This is a genomic window from Pelagimonas sp. (assembly GCF_050633425.1).
GTDB lineage: Bacteria > Pseudomonadota > Alphaproteobacteria > Rhodobacterales > Rhodobacteraceae > Pelagimonas.
In genome coordinates this window covers 42,363-64,516 of the sequence record NZ_JBOEGM010000021.1, presented here as the reverse complement: position 1 = coordinate 64,516, position 22,154 = coordinate 42,363, and the positions used below count along the sequence as shown (strand labels likewise).

The following is a 22,154-nucleotide window of genomic DNA, read 5'->3' as shown; positions in this document are numbered from 1 at the left end:
GCCCGGATTAGCCTTTGACGCTGCCCGCCATCAGACCGCGGACAAAGTAGCGACCGGCAACGATGTAAACGAGCAAGGTCGGTAACGCGGCGAGGATCGCCCCGGCGAAATGCACGTTGTATTCTTTCACTCCGGTCGAGCTTTGAACGAGATTGTTGAGAGCCACAGTCATTGGTTGGCTGGTACCGCCGAATGACGCACCAAACAGGAAGTCATTCCAGATATTGGTGAATTGCCAAATCACGCAAACCACGGTGATCGGCCCGGACACTGGCAACATGATGCGCCAGAATATGCGAAAGAACCCAGCTCCGTCGATCATAGCAGCGCGTACCAATTCGGTCGGAAACACGGCATAGTAATTGCGGTAATAGAGCGTCGAAAAACCGATGCCATAGACGACGTGCACCAAAATCAGCCCGGGGATTGATCCTGCCAAACCCAGCTTGCCCAGAACTGTTGCCATCGGGATCAGCACGATTTGGAAGGGGATAAAGCAGGAGAACAGCAACAGGCCAAACAACAGTTTGTCGCCGCGAAAGCTCCATTTGGTCAGCACATAGCCGTTGAGCGCACCAAGTACCGTCGAGATCGCAACAGCCGGAACAACCATCAGGATTGAGTTGATGAAATAGGGTTTCAACCCAGTCGGTTCGACCCCGATCTGCGCGCTTGACCAAGCCTGTTTCCAGGGCTCGACGGTCCAGTTCTGAGGCAGGGCCATCATATTGCCACCGGTGATTTCGGCGAGCGGTTTCAAAGAGTTGGCGACCATCACAAAGAGCGGCATCATATAGAACAGCGCAAAAATAATCAGGATGCCGTAGATGAACATCTTGGTGAAAAGAGTGGTTCTAACAGCGGTGTCTTGTTCGGCAACGCTCATCACTTTTTCTCCTTTAGTTCGGCGTAGATATAGGGGGTCATGATGGCGGCAATGGTCATCAGCATGATCACAGCCGAAGCGGCCCCGATGCCCATGGAATTGCGGGTGAAGGTGTAGGAATACATGAAGGTCGCGGGCAATTCGGTGGCGCGGCCGGGCCCCCCACCGGTGAGCGCGATGATCAGGTCGTAGGACTTTACCGCCAAATGCGCGAGGATCACAAAGGCCGAGAGGAAAGCCGGGCGCAGCAAGGGAATGACAATGCGGCTATAGAGGCTCCAGTTGCTGGCACCGTCAATCTGGGCCGCCTTGAGGATTTCATTGTCGATCCCGCGCAAACCGGCCAGAAACATCGACATGACAAAGCCCGACGTTTGCCAGACTGCAGCGATCACAACGGTGTAGATCGCCATGTTGCGGTCTTTGATCCAATTGAATTCAAAGCTCTCCCACCCCCATAAATGCATGGTGTTTTCGAGGCCAATGCCCGGATCCATGATCCACTTCCACGCGGTTCCGGTAACGATAAAAGACAGGGCCATCGGATAGAGGTAAATCGGGCGCAACATGCCTTCGCCGCGAATTTTCTGGTCGAGCAGAATGGCCAGCGTCAGGCCGATAATCGTGCAAATGACGATATAAAGTGTCGCGAAAACGGCCAGATTTCCGATGGCAGTCCACCAGGCAGACAAGCCCCAAAGCTTGGTATAGTTTTCCAGCCCGATCAGATCGTATTTTGGCAGCATCTTCGATTTGGTGAAACTCAGATACACCGTGAAGGCGATAAAGCCATAGACAAAGACCAGGACCGCCGCCACCGAGGGAGACAAAACCAACTTTGGCAGCCACTCCTGTAGTCTCGTGCGGAAATCTGTCTGGGATGTGGGCTGCGCCATGGCTCCTCCTTGGCCGCAAGGCTGCGCGACCAGTGTCTTGTTCAAAAAGTCGTTCTAATCCCGGCGCGCAAAAAGGAGCACGCGCCGGGAGTGACGGGGCAGGGAGAGCCCCTTTCGAGACGGCGGTTTACTGGGCCGCTTCGACCGCGTTCACCAGCTCTTCGACCGCAGCCGCGGCATCATATTCGCCGTTGAAATGCGCGGTCACAACATCGTAGATAGCGTTTTTGACCGCTGCGCGGTTGGCGTGGCCATGCGCGACCGAGCCGACCAATTTACCGCTTGCGGCAGCCGCTGCCAAATCGGCCATGCCCTGTTTGCCACAGGCGTCAAAGTCATCGTTGGGCACATCTGTGCGCGCCGGAACCGAGCCTTTGACCGTGTTAAAGGCCGCTTGGAAGGCTGGCGACATGATCGCGCGGGCCATTTCGCCCTGTGCGCCTTGCGCCCCTTCATCCTTGACCGAGAACATGGCGAATTGATCAGAGTTGAAGCTGACAGCACCATCTGACCCCGGCACGCGGAAGCACAGGAAATCATCGCCCGGTACTTTGCCGGCGTTGATGAATTCACCTTTGGCCCAATCGCCCATGATCTGGAAACCGGCTTCGCCGTTGATGACCATGGCCGATGCGAGGTTCCAGTCGCGGCCCGAGAAATTGTCATCAACAAAGCTGCGCAGGGTGGCCATTCGGTTGAACGCTTCGAGCATTTGATCAGACCCAAGCGCGTCGGCATCCAAGTCGATAAAGGCTTTGGTGTAGAACTCCACACCGCCGACCGACAAGATTACCCCGTCAAACATCGTGGCGTCTTGCCAAGCTTGTCCGCCATGGGCCAACGGGGTTTTGCCCGCGTCTTTGAGGGTCTGTAATGCCGCGACGAAATCATCCCACGTGGCGGGCTGGGCGATGTCCAACTCGTCCAATAGTGCCTTGTTGGCCCATACCCAGTTCGTCGAATGCACGTTGACCGGGGCAGATATCCAATGGCCGTCATGTTTTGCAAAGGCTTGCAACGCTGCCGGAACAACTGCATCCCATCCTTCTTCGGCGGCCACCGCATCAAGATTGGCAAGCGCGCCTTCTTCGGCCCAATCCAGAATATCAAAACCGAGCATTTGCACAGCTGTTGGTGCATCCCCCGAAGTCACACGGGCGCGCAGGGTTGTCATGGCGCTTTCGCCACCACCACCAGCAACGGGCATGTCGACCCAGCCGATTTTTTGACCTGCCAGATCTTCTTTCAACACGTTGAGCGCCGCCGCTTCACCGCCCGATGTCCACCAATGCAGCACCTCAACCTCTGCGGCCTGTGCCAGGCTTGTTGTTGCCATCAAAGCCGCAGTCAAAGCAGCCTTTCTTCCGAAATTCCGAACCATGATAATCTCCTCCTCAGATTGGTCGATTCTTGTCTTTCCCCCTGACTGTGACGTCAGGATGTCGTGACCCAAGGTTCGCGGCTTTGCCCAATGCGCATCACCAGCGATTTCACCTCAAGAAATTCTTCAAACCCATAGCTACCGATTTCACGGCCCTGACCCGATTGTTTCATTCCGCCAAAGGCAATTTCGGGAAAGCCGTCCATCCAGGTATTGGTCCAGATTGTGCCAGCTTCGGCCCGGCGACTGAACTCAAGGCAGGTATGAACATTGTTGCTCCAAATACCCGCGGACAGGCCGTAGGTGCTGTTATTTGACAGGGCTATGGCCTCGTCCAGAGTTTGGAAGGTCAAGACCGAGAGAACCGGGCCGAACACCTCATCATGGGCGATGGCCATATCGGGGCTGACATTGGTCAGAACTGTGGGTTGATAAAACTGCGTGCCAACGCCGTCGACATGAAGTGGTGCCCCCCCAAGCACACAGATTGCGCCCTGGGCAATGGCGTTTTGCACGTAGCCGTCTATTTTCTCCGCATGATCCGGTGTCACGATGGCACCGACCTGCGTGTCCGGGTGCAGCGGGTCACCAAAGCGGACGTTTTTTGACAGCGTCACAACCTTGGCCACAAACGCTTCGGCAATGTCTTCATGCACGATCAATCGCGAGGTGCCGTTACAGCACTGGCCCGCATTGAAATAGATGCCAAAGGTCACCGCATCCGCGGCCTCATCCAGATCGGCATCGGGCATGACAACCTGCGGGTTCTTGCCCCCCAGTTCCAGCGCCACTTTCTTGAGCGTGTCACTCGCGGCTTTGCTGATGTGCTTGCCTACATTGGTGGAACCGGTAAAGCTCACCATATCGACGCTAGGATGGGAGCTCATCAGGGCGCCCACGGGATCACCATGGCCAAGGATGATGTTGCAAACCCCGGCAGGCAGCCCGGCCTCGTTCAACAAATCGCCCAGCATTGCCGTGGTTGACGGGGTCATTTCCGAAGGTTTGACAACACAGGTACAGCCCGCCGCCAGCGCAAAGGGGAGCTTTTGCGACAAGATCCAAAACGGGAAATTCCAAGGTGTGATGATGGACACCACGCCAATCGGCTCCTTGAGGACAGTGGCCAGAATATCTGGGCCCAAAGTGTTGTGACTGTCACCTTGAACCGTGCGCGCCAAGGACGCCGCAAAGCGCCATAAATCGGCTGCACCGCCACATTCGCCACGGGCTTGGGAGATCGGTTTGCCACTTTCGAGGGTTTCGATGTGCGCTAGCTGGTCTTGTTTCGCCTCGATCAGGTCGGCCACTTTGGTCAGGACAGCCGCGCGGGATTTGCCACTCAATCGGCTCCAGCGACCATCATCAAAGGCGGTGCGGGCTGCAGCAATCGCCTTTTCCGTCTCGGAGACACCGCCAAGCGCGGCTTGGCTCACCAAGACCCCATGCGAGGGCGAGATACGGTCTGATACTTGGCCATCAGCGCTGTCGACATAAGTCCCGTCAATGAAGTGGCGGGCCATAAATGGCGCTTGCGGCAAATCCTGCCCGGTGGAGGTTAAGATGGTCAGGTCTTTCATGCTCAACTCTTTCGTCATTTGCCTGAAAAATCCGGCTTACGTTTGTCTTGAAAAGCGCCAACACCTTCGGCGCGGTCATCTGTTGCAGCGATGGCTGCACTGCCGAGTGCTTCGACCATGGCACCGCGGTCTTCGCCAACGGCGGCATGGATCATGGATTTGGTGATTTCGACGGCACGAGGGCTGAGCGTGATCGCGCGCTCAATCAACGCCTGTGCTGCGGTGCGCGGATCGGCGTCGACCGCCGCGACGAATCCAACGGCACAGGCGCGCTCTGCGGAAATCCGGTGCCCGAACAGAGCCATTTCTTTAACAATTGGTTCCGACAACAGGCGGGTCAAACGCTGTGTCCCACCCCAACCCGGAACGATGCCAACACCGGCTTCGGGCAGCGCAAGGCGCGCGTTTGGGGCCATCACCCGGATGTCACAGGCTGCGGCCAACTCCAAGCCTCCGCCAAAGGTATGGCCCTGCAAGACCGCAATCGTTGGCTTGGATAACCGGGCGAGCCGGTCAAAAATCCGGTGACCATCGCGCACCCAGAACCGCGCGAATTCTGCGGGCTGCAATCCGCCCCAAGCGTTGATATCAGCCCCGGTGCAAAAAGCCCGATCGCCTTCGGATGTCACCATCACTGCGCGGCTGCTGTCGCGCTCGACCACCTCAAGATGCGTGGCCAACTGGTGCAGCATTTCAACGGTGAAAGCGTTCATTTTGGTCGGGTTATCAAGCCGGAGTTCGGCTACATCCCCGCGTCGGATTAGGTGAACGGCGCTCATGCTCCCCATCCCATCGGGTCTGTTGACAAGAGCGACAGCGGCAAAGTGATGGCATCTTCGGCCACACGAACACGGCCTTGCGAGGCCTCGACAATGTCGCGTTGCCCGTCAATTCCGGGCATGATTTCAGTCGCGATCAACCCGTCCTTATCCAGCCGCATCACACAGCGTTCGGTGATGTAAAGAACCTCTTGTCCTAGCTGGCGGGCACGCTTGCCCGAGAAGGTGACATGCTCGACCTCTTTGACCATCTTGGTGAACTTGCCGCGACTGCGGACATGGATGCCGCTCTCGTCCATTTCGATCTGGGCTCCAGCTTCGAACCAGCCGGAAAAGACGATCTTTTTGGCCCCGGACGTGATGTCGACGAACCCGCCGCAGCCAGCCGTCAGATAGGGTTTCTTGCCGAGCTTTGAAACATTAACGTTGCCGTCTAGATCAACCTCAAGAAAAGATAAGAAAGACACGTCAAACCCGCCACCTTGAAAGTAGATGAATTGTTGGGGCGAGGGGACAAACGCATCGGCGTTTGACGCACAACCAAAGGCAAATCCAGTCAAGGGCATGCCGCCCACCGCCCCTTGTTCGATGGCCCAAGTCACCGCTTCGGGCTGACCTTCTTCCAACAATATTCGCGGCACCATTGCCGAAATCCCAAAGCCAAGATTGGCCGTCATGCCCGGGGCAAGCTCCATTGCGGCACGGCGTGCAATCACCTTTTCCACCCCCTGCTCAGCAAGGGCGAAACTCTCCCATGGGCGCGTAACCTGTCCAGAAATCGCCGGATCATATGGGGTTTCACAGGTTTGCTTTTGATCTGGGTCGATCACAAGCATGTCGACCAGATGGCCAGGGACACGCACATCATGCGGGCGCAGAGATCCGCGCCGCGTCACCCGGCTCACCTGTGCAATCACCAGACCACCATGGTTGCGCACGCAAATCGCTTGCTCAAGCGCGCCCAGATAGGCACCTTCATGTTCATAGGTGAGGTTGCCAAACTCATCCGCTGTGGTCGCCCGAATAATCGCGACATTCGGAACAATATTAGGGAAATGCAGCCAGTCTTCGCCTGCAAATTCGACCCGTGACACAATCGGATCGGCCGCGCCGGTTTCATTCATTGCACAGCCCTGACGCTTGGGGTCAACAAAGGTTTCAAGACCAACTTTTGTCAGCACGCCGGGGCGTTTGGCTGCGGCGTCGCGGGTCATGTCAAACAGGATGCCAGAGGGCACGTTATAGGCCGCGACACGCTCCTCCACGATCATTTTCCAGATTTCTGGCATCGGCTTGGAGGAGGGGCCAGACGGGTAAGACCCGCCCAAGATGCGCGCCAGAAGCCCATCTTTAGCGATGTAGTCCACGCCTTTGACACCATACATATCCCCTGCTGCAATCGGGTGGATCGTGGTGATGTTGCGCGGGTGGCCCTGGGCCTCAAACCGCGCGCCGATCCCTTTGAGCACGAGATCAGGGCAGCCAAGCGCCGATGACGACGACACCGTGATAACGGCATGATCAGGGATGCGGGCAACCGCGTCGGTAAGCGTGTGGACCTTGCTCATGGGGCACCTCTAAAGTCTACGGTTTGCGCCACGCCAGTGTCTGCGGCCCGCTTTACGGTATCGGCGATGATCATGGATTTGACGCCGTCCCAGCCTGATGCCGACGGAGTTTTTCCGCTGGCAACGCAGTTGCAAAAATCGCGGATCACCTCGACATAGAGCGAATGGAGACTAAAACTGATCGTCTCCTGAGCGTCTTGGGCGATCACCGTGACAGTGCCGGTCGGATCTTGGGCAAAAACACCTTTGGCGATCACAGATCCCTTGGTGCCGTGCACTTCGATACCGGACCCTGCATGCGGATGCGTAAAACTTTCGTGGCTGAACACCATCGTCCCCGAGGGTATCGACCAAACCGACATCGCGCTGTCTTCGACACCCTGACCAAGACCCGAGACGCAGGACTGCGCGACGATTGTTTGCGGGTCTTCGTCAAGCAGAAAGCGGGCAACATCAGCATTGTGAACGGTCAGGTCAGCAATCACACCACCGCCCGCTTTGGGATCATCAAGCCGCCAGCCGCGCAAATGCGTCGGTAGCTCAACCGCATGAAACAATCGAAGCGACAGTACCCGCCCAATCCGGCCCGATTGAATGATCTCGCGCATGGCTCGATGGCTTCCGGCGCAGCGCAGATGGTGGTTGGTTGCAAAGGTGACACCGGCCGTCTCAGCGGCGCGCACCATGGTGATGGCCTGATCAATATCGGTGGCCAGCGGCTTTTCGCAAAGCACATGTTTCCCGGCTTCAATCGCCGCCATGGATTGCGCAAAATGTTTTTCGTTGGTCGAGGATATATAGACCGCGTCAAGGTCTGGATCGGTCAGAACCTCTGTTAGGTCTGACGTAGAACTGGCAATCCCTTGGGCATCAGAAAACGCTTTGGCACGGGCCGCGCTTGAGCTTTGCACCCAAGTGATGTCAGCACCTGCATGCGAGCGTATCGCGCCAATCATGTATTGCCCAGCGATAGTGCTGGTTCCGATCAAAGCCCAATTCACGGGTATCCTCCTCAGTCGTCGCTCCATTTAATGGAACGTTCCACTTAACTATTGGAACGTTCCATATTTTGTCAATGAGTCTTTTTCGGTCTGTATACTCCTGTCTGTTTTTTCGGAGGTATGGCGCGTCTGGGCGCATAGCCCTGACGTTTTAGCTTGCGCGGATTTCCAGTGATCGCGTCAAGTTTTGAGCCACTTATCCACGCCAACACTGTCGCAAGAGGGCCGGTGCGCGGTATGCAAATCGGTTCCTTGGTCCAGAAGCGCCATCACCAAAAGGCCCCTTGCATTGTACCAATTGCCCAGCGGGCGTAGGATACAAGGGGGAGAGGGCTGAACGACATGTTCAGTTTTGGCAAGGTCTCAAACCAAGTCAGGTGGGACCCCGACCAGCGGCATCTTCCAGAGCGCCATTTTGTGACTGAGAATGGTATTGGGACGGTGACAGTCCTGGCTTTGGCCAACATACGGCCAGCGAAAACCAAGCCCCGGTTGTTACCGGCGCGGGTTTGCTCAGTCAGCTCCTCAGAGAGGAAGGTCTTGATTGTGCAGCTGAACGTAATATTGCACGGAAAATCAGGCCCAAAGGGCGCTATTGCTCGGCAGGCCAAAGCCACATCGCACAATGCCTTGCCCCGCCAAGCAAACCGCGGCGGGGCATGGGGTTACCCCACAGAAATGGGGCGTCCTAATTCTAATGAACGTGCGGCACCATCGGCCAGAATTTGAGCGTTGAGACCATCGGTGATACTCGGTGACATCGGCACATTTTCGACCAGAGCCTGCACGAAATGCACCATTTCTGCGCGGTAGGCGGCCTCGTATCGTTCCAGAAAGAAATGCTGTGCCGGGGCTTTGCGAAACCCGGTTTCCGTGGCGATTTCGACCGTATTTTCGAGCATATTGTCGGCCCGCAACATGCCTTTTGATCCATGCACTTCGACCCTTTGGTCATATCCAAAACTGGCCCGGCGCGAGTTTGAGATTTGGCAAATCTTACCGCTTGCGGTGGTGAGCGTGACAGCAGCTGTGTCAACATCCCCTGCGCGACCAATGTCAGGATCAACCAAAGACGAGCCCACTGCATAAACGGAAACCGGTTCTTCACCCAGCAAAAATCGCGCCATATCCAAATCATGAATCATCATGTCACGGAAAAGGCCCCCCGACGACTTTATGTAGCTAATTGTCGGTGGCGATGGATCGCGGGATAGGATCGTTACGATTTCCACCTCGCCAATGTCACCTGCTGCAATCCGCGATTGAAGGTTCGCGAAATTTGGGTCAAAGCGCCGGTTAAACGCCGTCAAAAAAGGCGTGTTGGTATCTTGGATCAGCTTCAGACAATCCTGAATACGATCCGCTGACAAATCTACGGGTTTTTCGCAGAAAATCGCCTTGCCTGCGCGGGCGGCAGAATGGATCAAATCGTAATGCGTGTCCGTGGGGGTGCCGATGACGATCGCATCCACATCTGGGCTGGTGATGAGGGCTTCAGGACTCATCACCTCTGAGCCAGTCGTTTTGGCTAGTGCCTTCGCAGCGTCTGGAACGGCATCCGCGACGGCTGACACACGCGCTTTGTCAATCTGGGCGATTGATCGGGCGTGTACCTGACCAATGCGGCCACAGCCCAACAGTCCGATTTTTAACATCTTAAGCTCCTTTGAACCCCTGTAAAACACGGCGCGCGGCGGCAACGACAGGATCATGAGTTTCTTTTAGAATTTGCACCCGGTCGAACCGTTCAGGATCGTTGTTGACGGCGTCGCGCAAGGCTTGGCCAAAGGCCATGCGCAGTTCTGTTCCAACGTTGAATTTGCATATTCGCGACCCGCGCGCCAATGCGCTGCGCTGCGACAGGGGCACTCCAGACCCACCATGGATCACCAACGGCCCTTGTGTTGTCGCTTCGATTGCGCGAATGCGGGCTTCGTCGAGACCGCCTTGTTTGTCCTGTTGCAGATGGACATTCCCGACCGAGATGGCCATGGCATCGACATTGGTTTCTCGTTCGAATTGTGCAGCTTCTGCCGGATCGGTTCCGGCCGATTTTTCGCCCCCCGAATAGCCCACAAAACCAATTTCGCCTTCACATGACACGCCAGCAGCATGTGCCATTTCGACGATGGCGGCGGTTTCGGCGATGTTCTCGCTGAGGGATTTGCGGGATCCGTCAAACATGACCGAGGTGAACCCGCTATCTATCGCGATCCTGCATTCCTCAGCGGTGTATCCGTGGTCCAAATGCGCAACGACCGGGACCGAGGCGTTCTCGGCCAAATGACGAAACATCTTGCCCAGAACCGGCAGTGGTGTGTGTTCTCGGCAAGAGGGACCGGCTTGCAAGATGACAGGGACGCTCTCGGCTTCGGCGGCCGCAACATAGGCCCGCATGTCTTCCCAACCAAGTGTCACAAGGCCCGCGACCGCATGCCCTTGTTTCAGGGCCGGTTGAAGCACTTGAGCAAGTGTGACCAATGTCATTTGAACTTTGCCACCATGTCCATAATTCCGGGAATAGTGTGTAGCTGCTCTTCGTGGGTTGGCTGGAAATACTGTTTCAACGATCGCTGGCTCTCGCCGCCTAGGATCGTGAAATAATACATCTCATAACCCGGAAGAACGGCACAGGGGTGATAGCCCTTGTCGATCATAACCGTTGAGCGGTCCATGATATGATAGGCATCGCCTGGTTCGTTGTCCTCACGCTGAAGCATCTGAAGGCCTGACCCATAATTCGGTTTGAAGCGGAAATTATAGGTCTCGTCATGGCGGGTTTCGTCAGGGAGACGGTCGGTATCGTGCTTATGGGAGGGAAAGCCTGACCAACCACCCGCACCAACGGTGTAAAGCTCGCTCACCAACAGGCGGCCGACCTTGTCATGATAGTTCGCTCCGAGGATGTGCTTGATTTTGCGATGTGTTTTTGTGTCATCGGAGCCGTATTGCACCACGTCCAAATCGGCGGCACGCACATCAAAGGGCTCAAGGACCCGGTCGTATTTTGCCCCAGCGACAAAGGTTTCGGTCTCATCGCTGATACAGGTGATCCGTACCTTTGCCCCAACGGGGACATATACGCCTTCGGGCTCGCCATCCCAAACGTCGATGGTTCGGGTGCCTATGTTTTCATAGACGGCCCCGTCAACATCAACCGTGACGGTGCCGGTCGCGGGCACCACGCAGGTTTCATATCCCGGTACGCTATAGTCAAAGGTGTCGCCCTTTTTCAGCTTGACGATGTTGAAATAGTTCAGCGGCACCAACGCGTCTTCCACATCAACGATTGGCTTGTTCTGATTGTCATGAGGCGCAATGTGCATTGGCGTCTCCTTTCATTCTTGAGTGGGGCCAGGGTGGTCCGATAAAAACGTTTCCAGCTCGGCCTTGGTCGGCATGGAAGGGGCACATCCCGGCTTCGAGACAACGATAGAGGCGCAGGCTGAGCCGCGAAGGACGGCTTGACGCAACGGGTAGCCTTCGGCGAGGCTCGCCAAGATTCCGGCCATAAAACTGTCACCGGCACCATTGGGCTTGACGGCGGTAACCGGGAAAATACCGGTGCGAATTTCTTGGTCACCGGATAGGGTGATCGCACCTTCTTGGCCCATTTTGTACACGACAAGCTTGCCTGTCGCGGCCAGTTCACGCGCTTTATCAAGCCCTTTTTCGATACCTCCGGCCATAAAGCCGAATTCCTCGTCATTGCCGACGATCAGATCACTTTCATCACCTGCACGCGACAGAACCTGCGAGGCGATTTCGGCGGAGGGCCATGAATACGGGCGATAATCAATGTCAAAGAGTATCGGAATGCCCGCAGCACGGGCGTTTTCAAACGCGCGAAACGTTGAGCTGCGAGACGGTTCAGCGGCAAAAACAGTGCCTGCGGTAATGATGGATCCGAAGGCGGAATAATCGACCTTGTCGACATCCTCGTTTGTGACTTGAAAATCCACGGCGTTGTTGCGGTAGATGCACAGTTGGAAATCGTCCATGGTGCTTTCGTAAACTGCCAAAGACACGCGATATTCGCCGCCCAGCACCGACACATGTTTTGTATCGACGCCATAGTGCTGCAGCTTGTTGATGCAGAACCGGCCAACGGTGTCATCGCTTACCGATGTGACCAATGCTGACTGCATCCCCAATTTGCAAAGGCCTGCGCAAATATTGGCGGAGGAGCCGCCCAAATCAGCGCGAAACATCTCGGCGTGCTCGGCTTTGGTGCCTTGGGGATCGGCAAACATGTCCATTCCTGCACGTCCAAAGACTGCGAAGTTTCCTTTTTGAATTCCGTCGATAAGAGCGCGCATCAGACACCCCGCCGCTGTTTGCTTCGTGAGGCTTCCCATTCCACATGAGCATCGCGGACACGGGCGTTTTCGGTGATGTGGGGGGTGCCGACTTCCCACCAAGCGTGACCTTGGGTGGTCCAGCCTTCATAGGGATCAACATCCATCACGATGACATAGGTTTTGTCCGATGCTTTGGCACGCTTAAACGCTTCGCCCAATTCAAAGGGATTGGCGACTTTTTCGGACGTTGCGCCCATCGAGCGCGCATGTGCCACGAAATCAACACCAAAGGGGTCTGGGATGGTGGGGCAGTCTTCGAGCAGGTTGTTAAAGCTTTCGTTGCCGGTGTTGTTTTGCAGCTTGTTGATGACCGCAAAACCGCCGTTGTCCAGAACCAGAACAATCATTTTCTTGCGACTTAGGACGCTGGAATAAATGTCCGAGTTCAACATCATGTATGAGCCGTCGCCACAGAACGTAATGGTGTCTTTGTCAGGTTCTCTTTCTGCCTGTGCGATGCGGGCGCCCCAGGCCCCGGCGATTTCGTATCCCATACAAGAGAAACCAAACTCCACGTCCACCGTCCCGATATCCAAGGTGCGCCAATTGGCCGTGACCTCAGCAGGAAGCCCCCCTGCGGCGGCGACCACGCGGTCTCGAGGATCGCAAAGCTCATTCACAACACCAATCGCTTGGGCGTAGGAATTTGGCCGGTTTCCATGCGCGACATTGTCGGCGACATAACTGTCCCATTTTTTCCGTTCAGCTTGGGCAAACGACAGCCATTCCGCAGGGGCGGTATAGTCCAGTCCTTGGGCCAGAGCCGCCAGTGACAGCTTGGCATCACCCACCACCGACAAGGACATGTGCTTGCCCGCATCATGGCGTCCTGCGTTCAGCGAGATGAGCTTTGCCTTCTTGTCGAAGGCGGTCCAGGATCCGGTGGTGAAATCCTGAAGGCGTGTGCCGATGGCGACAATAACATCCGCCTGTTCGGCAATCGCATTGGCGCTGTCTGACCCTGTCACGCCAATGGGGCCAATGTTTAACGGGTGTGTTGCCAGCAAATTGGCACGTCCCGCGATGGTTTCGACAACCGGTATGTGATGCGCCTGAGCAAAAGAGCCGAGCTCATTGACGGCTTGTGAATACTGAACGCCCCCACCCGCAATAATCATCGGGCGCTTGGCGGTTTTCAAAAGGGCGATCGCATCGGAAATCTCCAAAGAGTCCGGGGCTTGGCGGCGGATTCGGTGCACTTTTTTGTCAAAAAATGTCACCGGATAATCATATGTCCAGCCCTGCACATCTTGCGGAAGCCCAATAAAGGCAGGGCCACAATCTGCCGGGTCCAGCATGGTCGCGATGGCGTTTGGCAGCGATTGGATCACTTGGGCGGGGTGGCAGATGCGGTCCCAATAGCGGCTAACCGGTTTGAACGCGTCGTTCACACCAAAGGTTGGATCGCCAAAATGTTCCATTTGCTGCAGAACCGGATCGGGCAGGCGGGTTAAAAACGTATCGCCACACAGCATCAGCATCGGCAGTCGGTTAGCATGTGCCAAACCCGCAGCGGTCAAGAGATTTGCGGTGCCTGGGCCCGCGCTGGCTGTGCAGAACATAAACCGCTGGCGCAACCATTGCTTGGCATAGCCTGCTGCGGCAAAGCCCATGCTTTGTTCGTTCTGGCCGCGGTACAAGGGCAGCTCGTCTTGCACCCCATTCAGCGCTTCACCAAGGCACGTGACATTACCGTGCCCAAAGATGCCAAAGCCGCCTCCGAACAGGCGCATTTCCGTGCCATCAATTTCGATGAATTGATTGGAAAGCCACCGAATTATCGCCTGCGCTGTTGTGAGTTGGATTGTGTCGCTTGAGGTTGTCATATCGGCGCGGGCCTTTCGAAAAAATCGGTCAAACGCCGATTGCAACTTGCGAGGTTTCGATTCTCAAGATACAAGTTTTGCAACCGGTTGCAAACAGAATTTCAAATTGGAGAGATGCGCAGCGTGACTAAAGTCGGGATCGGCATTATTGGAGGCGGCTACATGGGTAAGGCCCATGCGGTTGCTATGTCTTCTGTCGGGGCGGTGTTCAACACGGGCCTGAGGCCGCATTTGGAGATGGTTTGCGCCTCTCGCGACGCAAGCGCCGAGCGGTATCGCAAAGCCTTTGGATTTTCACGGGCCACATCAGATTGGCAAAAGTTGGTCGCGGATCCGAAGGTTCAGGCGGTGGTTATTGCATCGCCTCAGGAGACGCATCGTGAAATTGCCGAGGCTGCTTTTGCCGCCGGCAAGCCCGTCTTGTGTGAAAAGCCGCTTGGCGCATCCTTGGAGGAGAGTGCCGCCATGGTTGCCGCGGCGGAGGCGTCAGGCGTGGCGAATATGGTCGGGTTCAACTACATCCGCACCCCCGCCAGCCAATTCGCCCGGCAATTGGTTGCCGCTGGTGAAATAGGCAATATTACATGGTTTCGTGGGGAGCATACCGAAGATTTCTATGCGGACCCGAACGCACCTGCGTCCTGGCGGACAACCGGCATGGCCAACGGGACCATGGGCGATTTGGCACCTCATATGATCAACGCCGCGCTGGCTTTGATGGGACCAATCGCAAAGGTGATGGGAACGGTTGAGACGGTTCACAAGTCCCGCCCCGGTGGAGAAGTTACCAATGATGATCACGCGCAGGTGATGTGCCGGTTTGAAAACGGAGCCATGGGGCATTTGTTTTTCTCGCGGATCGCGACCGGTAGAAAGATGGGCTACGCCTATGAAATCACGGGAACAAAGGGGGCAATCCGCTTTGACCAAGAGGATCAGAACGCTCTTTGGCTATACCGCATGGACGGACCACAAGCCGAACGCGGGTTTCGCAAGATTTTGACCGGCCCAGCCCATCCCAATTACGAACCTTTTTGCCAAGGACCCGGCCACGGCACTGGCTATCAGGATCAAATCATCATCGAAGCCCGTGACTTTTTGCGCGCAATCGAAACCGGAAAACCCGTCTGGCCAACCTTTCGAGATGGCCATGAGGTCAACCGCGTCGTGGCGGCAACTCTGGCCTCGTCCAAAGACGAAACATGGAAAGATATCAGTCGCTTCTGATAATCGGAGACAAAACATGACCATCAGAATCGGAAATGCCCCTTGTTCCTGGGGCGTGGAATTTGCCCAAGATCCACGTAATCCAACATGGCAAACCGTGCTCAGGGAATGTGCCCAAGCTGGCTACAAGGGGATCGAATTGGGCCCCGTCGGGTTCATGCCCGAAGACCCTGCGTTGCTTGCAGATGGATTGGCTGAGCATGACCTTGAGCTGACCGGCGGCGTTGTTTTTCGCCCCTATCATGATCCTGCCGCTTGGGAGGATGTTCTGGATGCGACGCATCGAACCGCGCGCTCCCTAAAGGCACATGGAGCCGAACATTTAGTCCTTATCGACTCGATCTCTCCCAGACGCGCGCCGACGGCTGGCCGTGCTAGCGAAGCCGAGCAGATGGATCAGGCTGAGTGGAATGCCTACCGTGATCGTATCGCAGAAAGCGCGCGGATTGGGGCCGAAGAATATGGCTTAACAGTCGGTATTCACGCACACGCTGGCGGGTTCTTGGATTTCGAGCCAGAGCTTGAACGCTTGCTCAACGAGGTTGACGAAGAAATCCTAAAGATCTGTTTCGACACGGGGCATCACTCTTATGCGGGCTTTGATCCGGTGGCGTTCATGAAGCGCCATATTGAGCGAATTTCTTATATGCACTTCAAGGACATAGACCCAAAAGTGAAGGCCGATGTCATCGGCAATCGCACCGGGTTTTATGACGCCTGTGGTCAGGGGATTTTCTGCAATCTTGGTGAGGGTGATGTGGATTTTCCAGCGGTGCGCCAGATTTTGGTGGAAGCAGGGTTTGAGGGCTGGTGTACGGTTGAGCAAGACTGTGATCCGACATTGGATCCCGATCCCGTTGGAGACGCTCGGATGAACAGAGAATACCTTGAAAATATTGGCTTTAACTAAAGGGGCCACGAGATGCAGAAGCTTAAATGGGGAATGATTGGCGGCGGCGAAGGTAGCCAGATTGGCCCTGCGCACCGCTTGGGGGCTTTGGCGGATGGCCATTTTGAACTGGCCGCTGGCGCACTTGATCATAGACCGGATGCCGGGCGCGAATATGCGGAGCGGTTGGGGGTTGCCCCTGATCGCGCATATGGTGATTGGACTGAGATGTTAGAGGGTGAAAAGGGGCGGTCCGATCGCATTGATTTGGTCACCATCGCCACGCCGAATTCTACACATTTTGAGATCACCAAGGCCTTCCTGGAGGCTGGGTTTAACGTGCTCTGCGAAAAACCGATGACCATGACGGTCGAGGAAGGTGAAGAGATTGTTCGTGTGGCTGAGAAGACCGGTAAAATCTGTGCGGTAAACTATTGCTACTCGGCCTATCCGATGGTGCGCCAGGCCCGCGCGATGGTCCAAAACGGCGAAATTGGCAAGGTGCGTTTGGTTGTGACGGCCTTTAGTCACGGACATCACGGGGATGCGACGGATGCCGATAACCCACGGGTCCGTTGGCGCTATAACCCTGAAATGGCAGGGGTTTCTGGGCAGTTCGCCGATTGTGGGATCCATGCATTGCACATGGCGAGCTTTATCTGCAACGATGAAGTCGCGACACTGTCCGCTGATTTTGCGTCGACCATCCCAAGCCGTGAGTTGGAGGATGACGCAATGGTCAACTTCCGTATGCAGGGCGGAACTGTTGGGCGGCTTTGGACATCCTCTGTCGCGATTGGCCGCCAGCATGGGTTCGACATTCAGGTATTTGGGGAAACCGGAGGTCTGCGCTGGGCGTCTGAGCAGCCGAACCAGTTGATTTATACCCCGGTTGGTGGCCGAACGCAGATCATCGAAAAAGGCGAGGGTGGGTTGCATGACGATGCACAACGCCTAAGCCGTGTGTCGATTGCGCACCCAGAAGGGTTTCCGCTTGCGGTGGCCAATATCTATTGTGATCTGGCCGATGCCATTCGCGGAGAAATTCGAGATGGGTTGCCCAATGCCGCGGATGGGGTCCGGTCTATGTCAGCGGTTCACACGGCTGTGGCTTCGGCAAAAGACGGCGGGGCATGGAAAGATGCGCGGCCGTCAATTTTCAAATAACATAGGCCGGGCGAACGCCCGGTCTTTTAATTGGAGGTGTTAATTTTCTCAATTTAATATAGCGTCTTAGAGGGTTTTGGGTCAATCCGACCGGGGGCGCAGGGTGCCCCGTTCAACCACGGAGCAAGGGAAGATACGGGCTTCTGGCAAGCGATCAGGTTCGTCGAGCATCCCCGCCATCAGCTCGATTGATGACGAAACAATTTGCCGGATCGGTTGGTGGATCGTCGTCAGGTTGATGTTTTCCCATCGGGACATTTCCATGTCGTTCAATCCAATGATGCCAATGTCTTTGGGGCAGGTCAGTTTGCTGTCTTGTATCGCTGACAAAGCCCCAATCGACAAAACGTCATCACCGCAGAAATAAGCTTGGGCGGGATTTTGGCGTAACAGTCGCATCATTTCGCGGCGACCCGCGTCAAACGAATAGGCGTCTGCAAAAGAATAGCTGGTTTTGACCTTCGAATGCGCGCCCATTTCAGACATGAAACCCGAGTAACGATCTTGGGTGGATGTTGCGGCTTCTGGTCCACCGAGGAATGCCACATGAGAATAGTCACGCGAAACAAGTTCGCGCGCAGCCATCCGACCACATTCGACGTTATCAATGCCGACCACATGCACCTGGGGCGTGGAGGCAGACCGGCCAAAGGCGTGAACAACAGGAACCCCGGCATCACGGAATGCTTTTGAGAAGCCGGGGGGGAGGGTTGACGAGGCGACCACGACACCATCAACGGAATATTGCCGCATCATTCGGACCGAGCTTTCCGGGTCGATTTCGCTTGAAAGGTTGACAAGCAAAGGGCGCAATCCGCGATCTTGGAGCCCCTTTGTAAAAAGATCAAAAACTTCCAAAAAAATCGGGTTATGAAAGTTGTTGGAGACCAGACCGATGAGTTTGGTGCGCCCGGTTGTCAAAGATGAGGCCAGCGCATTGGGGCTATATCCCAGGTCATCGGCGGCTTTCTGCACTTTGCGACGCATTTTTTCGGACACAGACGCGCCGTCGGTGAAAGTGCGCGAGACTGCGGAGCGGGAAACGCCCGCACGCTCTGCAACCTCTTTCAATGTAACGGCCATTCTGGGTCTTCCTTTGGTATCTGCGGCGCCTTTCTTAACGCGTTTCCCCTGAGGATGCAGCATGAAACGTTTTATTAAATTTTGCAACCGGTTGCAAAATGACGGTGGATGTGTTTAACTTTGAGTCGGAGTGGCGGTCCAAGGCCGCTGTCGCTCTTAATAAAGTGAATCTTGGGAGGATCACATGACAACACTGCTTAGGAAACTGACGCTGGCAACTGCACTTGTGGCTGCGCCGTTTATGGCGGCGACCACTGCGTCAGCAGAAGGTGAGAAGTACATTCTCGTCAGCCACGCACCGGACAGTGACAGCTGGTGGAACACCATCAAGAACGGTATCGCGCTTGCTGGCGAACAGATGGGTGTCGAGGTCGAGTATCGCAACCCGCCCACCGGCGACCTTGCCGACATGGCGCGCATCATTGAGCAGGCCGCTGCGTCTGGTCCCAATGGTATCATCACCACCCTGGCAGACCCCGATATTCTCGAAGGGCCTATTCGGTCAGCCGTTGATAGCGGTGTTGACGTGATCATCATGAACACCGGCACCCCGGAAAAAGCCCGCGAAGTTGGTGCTTTGATGTATATCGGTCAGCCCGAGTATGATGCCGGTTACGCCGCTGGGTTGCGCGCCAAGGGTGACGGCATTGGGTCGTTCCTGTGCGTTAACCACTACATCGTTCAGCCCTCGAGCCAAGAACGCTGCCAAGGTTTTGCAGATGGTTTGGGAATTGAACTTGGCAACCAGATGATTGATGCGGGGCAAGATCCGGCAGAAATCAAAAACCGTGTTCTGGCCTATCTCTCGGCCAATCCTGATACAGATGCGGTTTTGACACTTGGCCCGACCTCGGCTGATCCGACGCTTTTGGCGCTTGATGAAAACGGTATGGCCGGTGACATCTATTTCGGCACTTTCGACCTTGGCGGTGAAATCGTCAAAGGTATCAAATCGGGTGTCATCCAGTGGGGCATCGACCAACAGCCCTTCTTGCAGGCTTACCTGCCAGTGGTCGTGATGGCCAACTATCACCGCTTCGGTGTTTTGCCCGGCAACAACATCAACTCAGGCCCCGGTTTCGTAACTGCGGATGGTCTGACTAAGATCGAAGAGTTTGCAGGCGAATACCGCTAAACTCTCCTTGAGGACGCCGCATGACCGGCGTCCTCACTGCTTCTGAATACTTTCCTGACAATCAAATCAAAAAGGGGGATGTCGCATGCAAGACGCGACCCAACCCACGGTACAGACCGACGAGCGCATCAAGGACATCTCTGCGTTCCGAAAAGCGCTGATTCGTCCAGAATTGGGCGGGATGGTCGGAACTGTCGCCGTGTTTACGTTTTTCCTGTTGTTCGCTTTCGATAGCGGAATGTTCAACAGTCAGGGCATTATGAATTGGTCGATCGTTTCGGCCCAGTTCATGATTATCGCAGTGGGCGCATGCTTGCTTATGATCGCCGGAGAGTTTGACCTGTCCGTCGGCTCCATGATTGGTTTTGCGGGAATGTTGGTCGCAATCTTTTCGGTCACGTTGGGGTGGCCGGTTTGGATGGCGATCATTGTGACGTTTGTGGTTTGCATCGCGATTGGTGCGCTCAACGGCTGGATCGTGATCCGGACGGGTCTGCCAAGTTTCATCGTAACGCTCGCCTTCTTGTTCATCCTGCGCGGCTTCACAATCTTTTTGCCGCAAGTGATTGAGCGCAAAACGATTATCGGGGGCATCAAAGACGTAGCCGAGGGCGATTGGTTGGCAGCGGTCTTTGGCGGCGAAATCTTTCAAGGGTTGTTCGTTTGGTTGGCTGACGCGGGCATGATTGCTACATTCGAACGCGGCACCCGCAAAGGTCAGCCCGTGGTCGATGGCATTCCTATGTTGATCGTCTGGGCGATCATTTTGATCATCTTTGGCCACATCCTTTTGACCAAGACCAAATTTGGAAACTGGATTTTCGCCTCGGGCGGAGATGCTGAGGCCGCCCGTAATTCGGGTGTTCCAGTGAACAAGGTTAAGATCCTGATGTTCATGTTCACGGCATTTTGCGCAACGATCTTTGCCGTTTGTCAGGTGATGGAATTCGGCTCAGCGGGTGCAGACCGTGGATTGCTCAAAGAATTTGAAGCGATTATCGCAGTGGTCATCGGCGGGGCGCTGTTGACTGGTGGCTATGGCTCGGTTCTTGGGGCGGCACTTGGGGCGCTTATCTTTGGCGTGGTTCAACAGGGGCTGTTTTTTGCAGGGGTCGAAAGCTCGCTGTTCCGCGTGTTCCTTGGTGTGATCTTGCTCGGAGCTGTGATCCTAAACACCTATATTCGCCGCATCATCACGGGAGAGCGTTAAGATGAACCCGGAAAAAGCCCCCATCATCCAGATGAAGGATATCGAAAAGCATTTCGGCAGTGTCATTGCTCTGGCCGGTGTCTCTGTCGATGTTTTCCCCGGCGAGTGCCATTGCCTTCTTGGCGACAATGGTGCCGGCAAGTCGACCTTTATCAAGACCATGTCGGGGGTTCACCAACCCACCCACGGCACGATTGAGTTCGAAGGCAAGCCCCTGCATTTTCAGAACCCGAGGGATGCGATCGAAGCTGGGATTGCGACGGTCCACCAGCATTTGGCGATGATCCCGCTGATGTCGGTGAGCCGTAACTTCTTTATGGGCAATGAGCCAGAAAAGAAGGTCGGACCTCTGTCATTCTTTGATCATGATTATGCGAACCGTGTCACCATGGAAGAGATGCGCAAAATGGGCATTAACTTGCGTGGCCCTGATCAGGCGGTCGGAACCCTATCGGGGGGCGAGCGCCAAACAGTGGCTATTGCGCGTGCGGTACATTTTGGGGCCAAGGTTCTGATTTTGGACGAACCCACATCGGCCCTTGGTGTGCGGCAGACGGCCAATGTGCTTGCCACCATTGATAAGGTCCGCAAGCAAGGCATCGCTGTGGTCTTTATTACTCACAATGTTCGCCATGCCTTGGCTGTCGGAGATCGGTTCACGGTTTTGAACCGTGGCAAGACACTCGGGACGGCGCAGCGCGGTCAAATCACACCTGAGGAACTGCAGGATCTGATGGCGGGTGGTCAAGAAATGGTGGCGCTTGAAGGCAGTTTGGGCGGCACAGTTTAAGGTCTTAGGCTGCGTCACAAGCAGGTCGAAGTGCCCCGAAAGGGCTTTGACACTATATGCGCGTGGCGCGGCCGACTGTTTTGGCACAAATGGTTGTGCTGTCCGTCGTGAACAGCTGGAATCTTCCACATGACAAGGGCCGCTCCTGCTGTGCTTCGGATCGGGGCAACAACGCCGGTTACGAGACCAAAGCCCAATAGTTTGGCAGTCAAAGCCTTCCCTTAGCTCCGTTTTTAACAGGAGATTTTGACCTCCTGTTTTCAAGACTTGAGGCAAAACACATTTTGGGACCGCCTCCCATTAGTCCTTGAAGGATAACAGAAAATTTTCCGCATATTCTGCGTGCGAAATTCTCGTGTTTAACTGCTTTTTTCC

At 55.5% G+C, this 22,154-nt stretch carries 19 protein-coding genes; 6 read left to right on the top strand and 13 right to left on the bottom strand.

Annotated elements, in window-relative coordinates:
• Positions 1-7: 7 nt before the first annotated feature.
• The 12 genes from ACRBB0_RS18150 to iolD form a co-directional block, all read right to left on the bottom strand.
• Positions 8-886 (bottom strand): carbohydrate ABC transporter permease, encoded by an 879-nt coding sequence (locus ACRBB0_RS18150; protein WP_431375872.1) that lies wholly within the window; start codon positions 884-886, stop codon positions 8-10.
• Complete coding sequence (locus ACRBB0_RS18145) at positions 886-1,782, bottom strand: carbohydrate ABC transporter permease (RefSeq protein ID WP_431375871.1); 897 nt, start codon at positions 1,780-1,782, stop codon at positions 886-888. Before ACRBB0_RS18145 ends, ACRBB0_RS18150 begins: the two co-directional genes overlap by 1 nt.
• Before the next feature lie 127 nt (positions 1,783-1,909).
• Positions 1,910-3,163 (bottom strand): ABC transporter substrate-binding protein, encoded by a 1,254-nt coding sequence (locus tag ACRBB0_RS18140; RefSeq protein ID WP_431375870.1) that lies wholly within the window; start codon positions 3,161-3,163, stop codon positions 1,910-1,912.
• Positions 3,164-3,216: 53 nt separating this feature from the next.
• A complete protein-coding gene (locus tag ACRBB0_RS18135; RefSeq protein WP_431375869.1) occupies positions 3,217-4,743 on the bottom strand; it encodes an aldehyde dehydrogenase family protein in 1,527 nt (508 codons plus the stop codon).
• Positions 4,744-4,757: 14 nt separating this feature from the next.
• On the bottom strand, positions 4,758-5,522 hold the full coding sequence (locus tag ACRBB0_RS18130) for an enoyl-CoA hydratase/isomerase family protein (protein ID WP_431375868.1): 765 nt from the start codon (positions 5,520-5,522) through the stop codon (positions 4,758-4,760).
• On the bottom strand, positions 5,519-7,090 hold the full coding sequence (locus ACRBB0_RS18125) for an acyl CoA:acetate/3-ketoacid CoA transferase (RefSeq protein ID WP_431375867.1): 1,572 nt from the start codon (positions 7,088-7,090) through the stop codon (positions 5,519-5,521). Before ACRBB0_RS18125 ends, ACRBB0_RS18130 begins: the two co-directional genes overlap by 4 nt.
• Positions 7,087-8,091 carry a Gfo/Idh/MocA family protein gene (locus ACRBB0_RS18120; RefSeq protein WP_431375866.1) on the bottom strand — a complete coding sequence of 335 codons (1,005 nt, stop codon included), beginning with the start codon at positions 8,089-8,091 and terminating at the stop codon, positions 7,087-7,089. The genes ACRBB0_RS18125 and ACRBB0_RS18120 overlap by 4 nt, the downstream gene beginning before the upstream one ends.
• Positions 8,092-8,756: 665 nt before the next feature.
• Positions 8,757-9,746, bottom strand: coding sequence for an inositol 2-dehydrogenase (gene iolG / locus ACRBB0_RS18115; RefSeq protein ID WP_431375865.1), 990 nt, complete (start codon positions 9,744-9,746; stop codon positions 8,757-8,759).
• A 1-nt stretch (position 9,747) separates the two neighbouring features.
• Positions 9,748-10,578, bottom strand: coding sequence for a class II fructose-bisphosphate aldolase (locus ACRBB0_RS18110; RefSeq protein ID WP_431375864.1), 831 nt, complete (start codon positions 10,576-10,578; stop codon positions 9,748-9,750).
• The gene (locus ACRBB0_RS18105; protein WP_431375863.1) at positions 10,575-11,417 is read right to left on the bottom strand and encodes a 5-deoxy-glucuronate isomerase; all 843 of its coding nucleotides are present in this window, start codon (positions 11,415-11,417) and stop codon (positions 10,575-10,577) included. Before ACRBB0_RS18105 ends, ACRBB0_RS18110 begins: the two co-directional genes overlap by 4 nt.
• 12 nt (positions 11,418-11,429) lie before the next feature.
• Positions 11,430-12,410: a 5-dehydro-2-deoxygluconokinase gene (gene iolC / locus ACRBB0_RS18100; RefSeq protein ID WP_431375862.1), complete on the bottom strand. Its 981-nt coding sequence runs from the start codon at positions 12,408-12,410 to the stop codon at positions 11,430-11,432.
• The gene (gene iolD / locus ACRBB0_RS18095) at positions 12,410-14,278 is read right to left on the bottom strand and encodes a 3D-(3,5/4)-trihydroxycyclohexane-1,2-dione acylhydrolase (decyclizing) (protein ID WP_431375861.1); all 1,869 of its coding nucleotides are present in this window, start codon (positions 14,276-14,278) and stop codon (positions 12,410-12,412) included. Before iolD ends, iolC begins: the two co-directional genes overlap by 1 nt.
• A gap of 123 nt (positions 14,279-14,401) precedes the next feature.
• On the opposite strand from iolD, the gene ACRBB0_RS18090 reads away from it, so the two are divergent.
• Genes ACRBB0_RS18090 through ACRBB0_RS18080 form a run of 3 tightly spaced genes read left to right on the top strand, consistent with a single transcriptional unit; the run spans position 14,402 to position 17,561 of the window.
• Complete coding sequence (locus ACRBB0_RS18090) at positions 14,402-15,505, top strand: Gfo/Idh/MocA family protein (RefSeq protein ID WP_431375949.1); 1,104 nt, start codon at positions 14,402-14,404, stop codon at positions 15,503-15,505.
• A gap of 16 nt (positions 15,506-15,521) precedes the next feature.
• Positions 15,522-16,415: a TIM barrel protein gene (locus ACRBB0_RS18085; protein WP_431375860.1), complete on the top strand. Its 894-nt coding sequence runs from the start codon at positions 15,522-15,524 to the stop codon at positions 16,413-16,415.
• Between the two features lie 12 nt (positions 16,416-16,427).
• Positions 16,428-17,561 carry a Gfo/Idh/MocA family protein gene (locus ACRBB0_RS18080; protein ID WP_431375859.1) on the top strand — a complete coding sequence of 378 codons (1,134 nt, stop codon included), beginning with the start codon at positions 16,428-16,430 and terminating at the stop codon, positions 17,559-17,561.
• Between the two features lie 81 nt (positions 17,562-17,642).
• On the opposite strand, the gene ACRBB0_RS18075 is transcribed toward ACRBB0_RS18080, so the two are convergent.
• Entirely contained in the window at positions 17,643-18,644 is a 1,002-nt protein-coding gene (locus ACRBB0_RS18075; protein WP_431375858.1) for a LacI family DNA-binding transcriptional regulator, read from the bottom strand.
• Between the two features lie 184 nt (positions 18,645-18,828).
• Between ACRBB0_RS18075 and ACRBB0_RS18070 the strand changes: the two genes are divergently transcribed.
• From ACRBB0_RS18070 to ACRBB0_RS18060, 3 genes are all read left to right on the top strand, one after another.
• Entirely contained in the window at positions 18,829-19,779 is a 951-nt protein-coding gene (locus tag ACRBB0_RS18070) for a sugar ABC transporter substrate-binding protein (protein ID WP_431375857.1), read from the top strand.
• A gap of 85 nt (positions 19,780-19,864) precedes the next feature.
• Positions 19,865-20,989, top strand: coding sequence for an ABC transporter permease (locus ACRBB0_RS18065; RefSeq protein ID WP_431375856.1), 1,125 nt, complete (start codon positions 19,865-19,867; stop codon positions 20,987-20,989).
• A 1-nt stretch (position 20,990) separates the two neighbouring features.
• Positions 20,991-21,779 carry an ATP-binding cassette domain-containing protein gene (locus ACRBB0_RS18060; protein WP_431375855.1) on the top strand — a complete coding sequence of 263 codons (789 nt, stop codon included), beginning with the start codon at positions 20,991-20,993 and terminating at the stop codon, positions 21,777-21,779.
• Positions 21,780-22,154: the final 375 nt, after the last annotated feature.

What these genes read in the sequence shown, in the direction of transcription:
- ACRBB0_RS18150 (WP_431375872.1), bottom strand. Translation starts at nt 886, where the DNA reads ATGAGCGTTGCCGAACAAGACACCGCTGTTAGAACCACTCTTTTCACC.
- ACRBB0_RS18145 (WP_431375871.1), bottom strand. Translation starts at nt 1,782, where the DNA reads ATGGCGCAGCCCACATCCCAGACAGATTTCCGCACGAGACTACAGGAG.
- ACRBB0_RS18140 (WP_431375870.1), bottom strand. Translation starts at nt 3,163, where the DNA reads ATGGTTCGGAATTTCGGAAGAAAGGCTGCTTTGACTGCGGCTTTGATG.
- ACRBB0_RS18135 (WP_431375869.1), bottom strand. Translation starts at nt 4,743, where the DNA reads ATGAAAGACCTGACCATCTTAACCTCCACCGGGCAGGATTTGCCGCAA.
- ACRBB0_RS18130 (WP_431375868.1), bottom strand. Translation starts at nt 5,522, where the DNA reads ATGAGCGCCGTTCACCTAATCCGACGCGGGGATGTAGCCGAACTCCGG.
- ACRBB0_RS18125 (WP_431375867.1), bottom strand. Translation starts at nt 7,090, where the DNA reads ATGAGCAAGGTCCACACGCTTACCGACGCGGTTGCCCGCATCCCTGAT.
- iolG (WP_431375865.1), bottom strand. Translation starts at nt 9,746, where the DNA reads ATGTTAAAAATCGGACTGTTGGGCTGTGGCCGCATTGGTCAGGTACAC.
- ACRBB0_RS18110 (WP_431375864.1), bottom strand. Translation starts at nt 10,578, where the DNA reads ATGACATTGGTCACACTTGCTCAAGTGCTTCAACCGGCCCTGAAACAA.
- ACRBB0_RS18105 (WP_431375863.1), bottom strand. Translation starts at nt 11,417, where the DNA reads ATGCACATTGCGCCTCATGACAATCAGAACAAGCCAATCGTTGATGTG.
- iolC (WP_431375862.1), bottom strand. Translation starts at nt 12,410, where the DNA reads ATGCGCGCTCTTATCGACGGAATTCAAAAAGGAAACTTCGCAGTCTTT.
- iolD (WP_431375861.1), bottom strand. Translation starts at nt 14,278, where the DNA reads ATGACAACCTCAAGCGACACAATCCAACTCACAACAGCGCAGGCGATA.
- ACRBB0_RS18085 (WP_431375860.1), top strand. Translation starts at nt 15,522, where the DNA reads ATGACCATCAGAATCGGAAATGCCCCTTGTTCCTGGGGCGTGGAATTT.
- ACRBB0_RS18080 (WP_431375859.1), top strand. Translation starts at nt 16,428, where the DNA reads ATGCAGAAGCTTAAATGGGGAATGATTGGCGGCGGCGAAGGTAGCCAG.
- ACRBB0_RS18075 (WP_431375858.1), bottom strand. Translation starts at nt 18,644, where the DNA reads ATGGCCGTTACATTGAAAGAGGTTGCAGAGCGTGCGGGCGTTTCCCGC.
- ACRBB0_RS18070 (WP_431375857.1), top strand. Translation starts at nt 18,829, where the DNA reads ATGACAACACTGCTTAGGAAACTGACGCTGGCAACTGCACTTGTGGCT.
- ACRBB0_RS18065 (WP_431375856.1), top strand. Translation starts at nt 19,865, where the DNA reads ATGCAAGACGCGACCCAACCCACGGTACAGACCGACGAGCGCATCAAG.
- ACRBB0_RS18060 (WP_431375855.1), top strand. Translation starts at nt 20,991, where the DNA reads ATGAACCCGGAAAAAGCCCCCATCATCCAGATGAAGGATATCGAAAAG.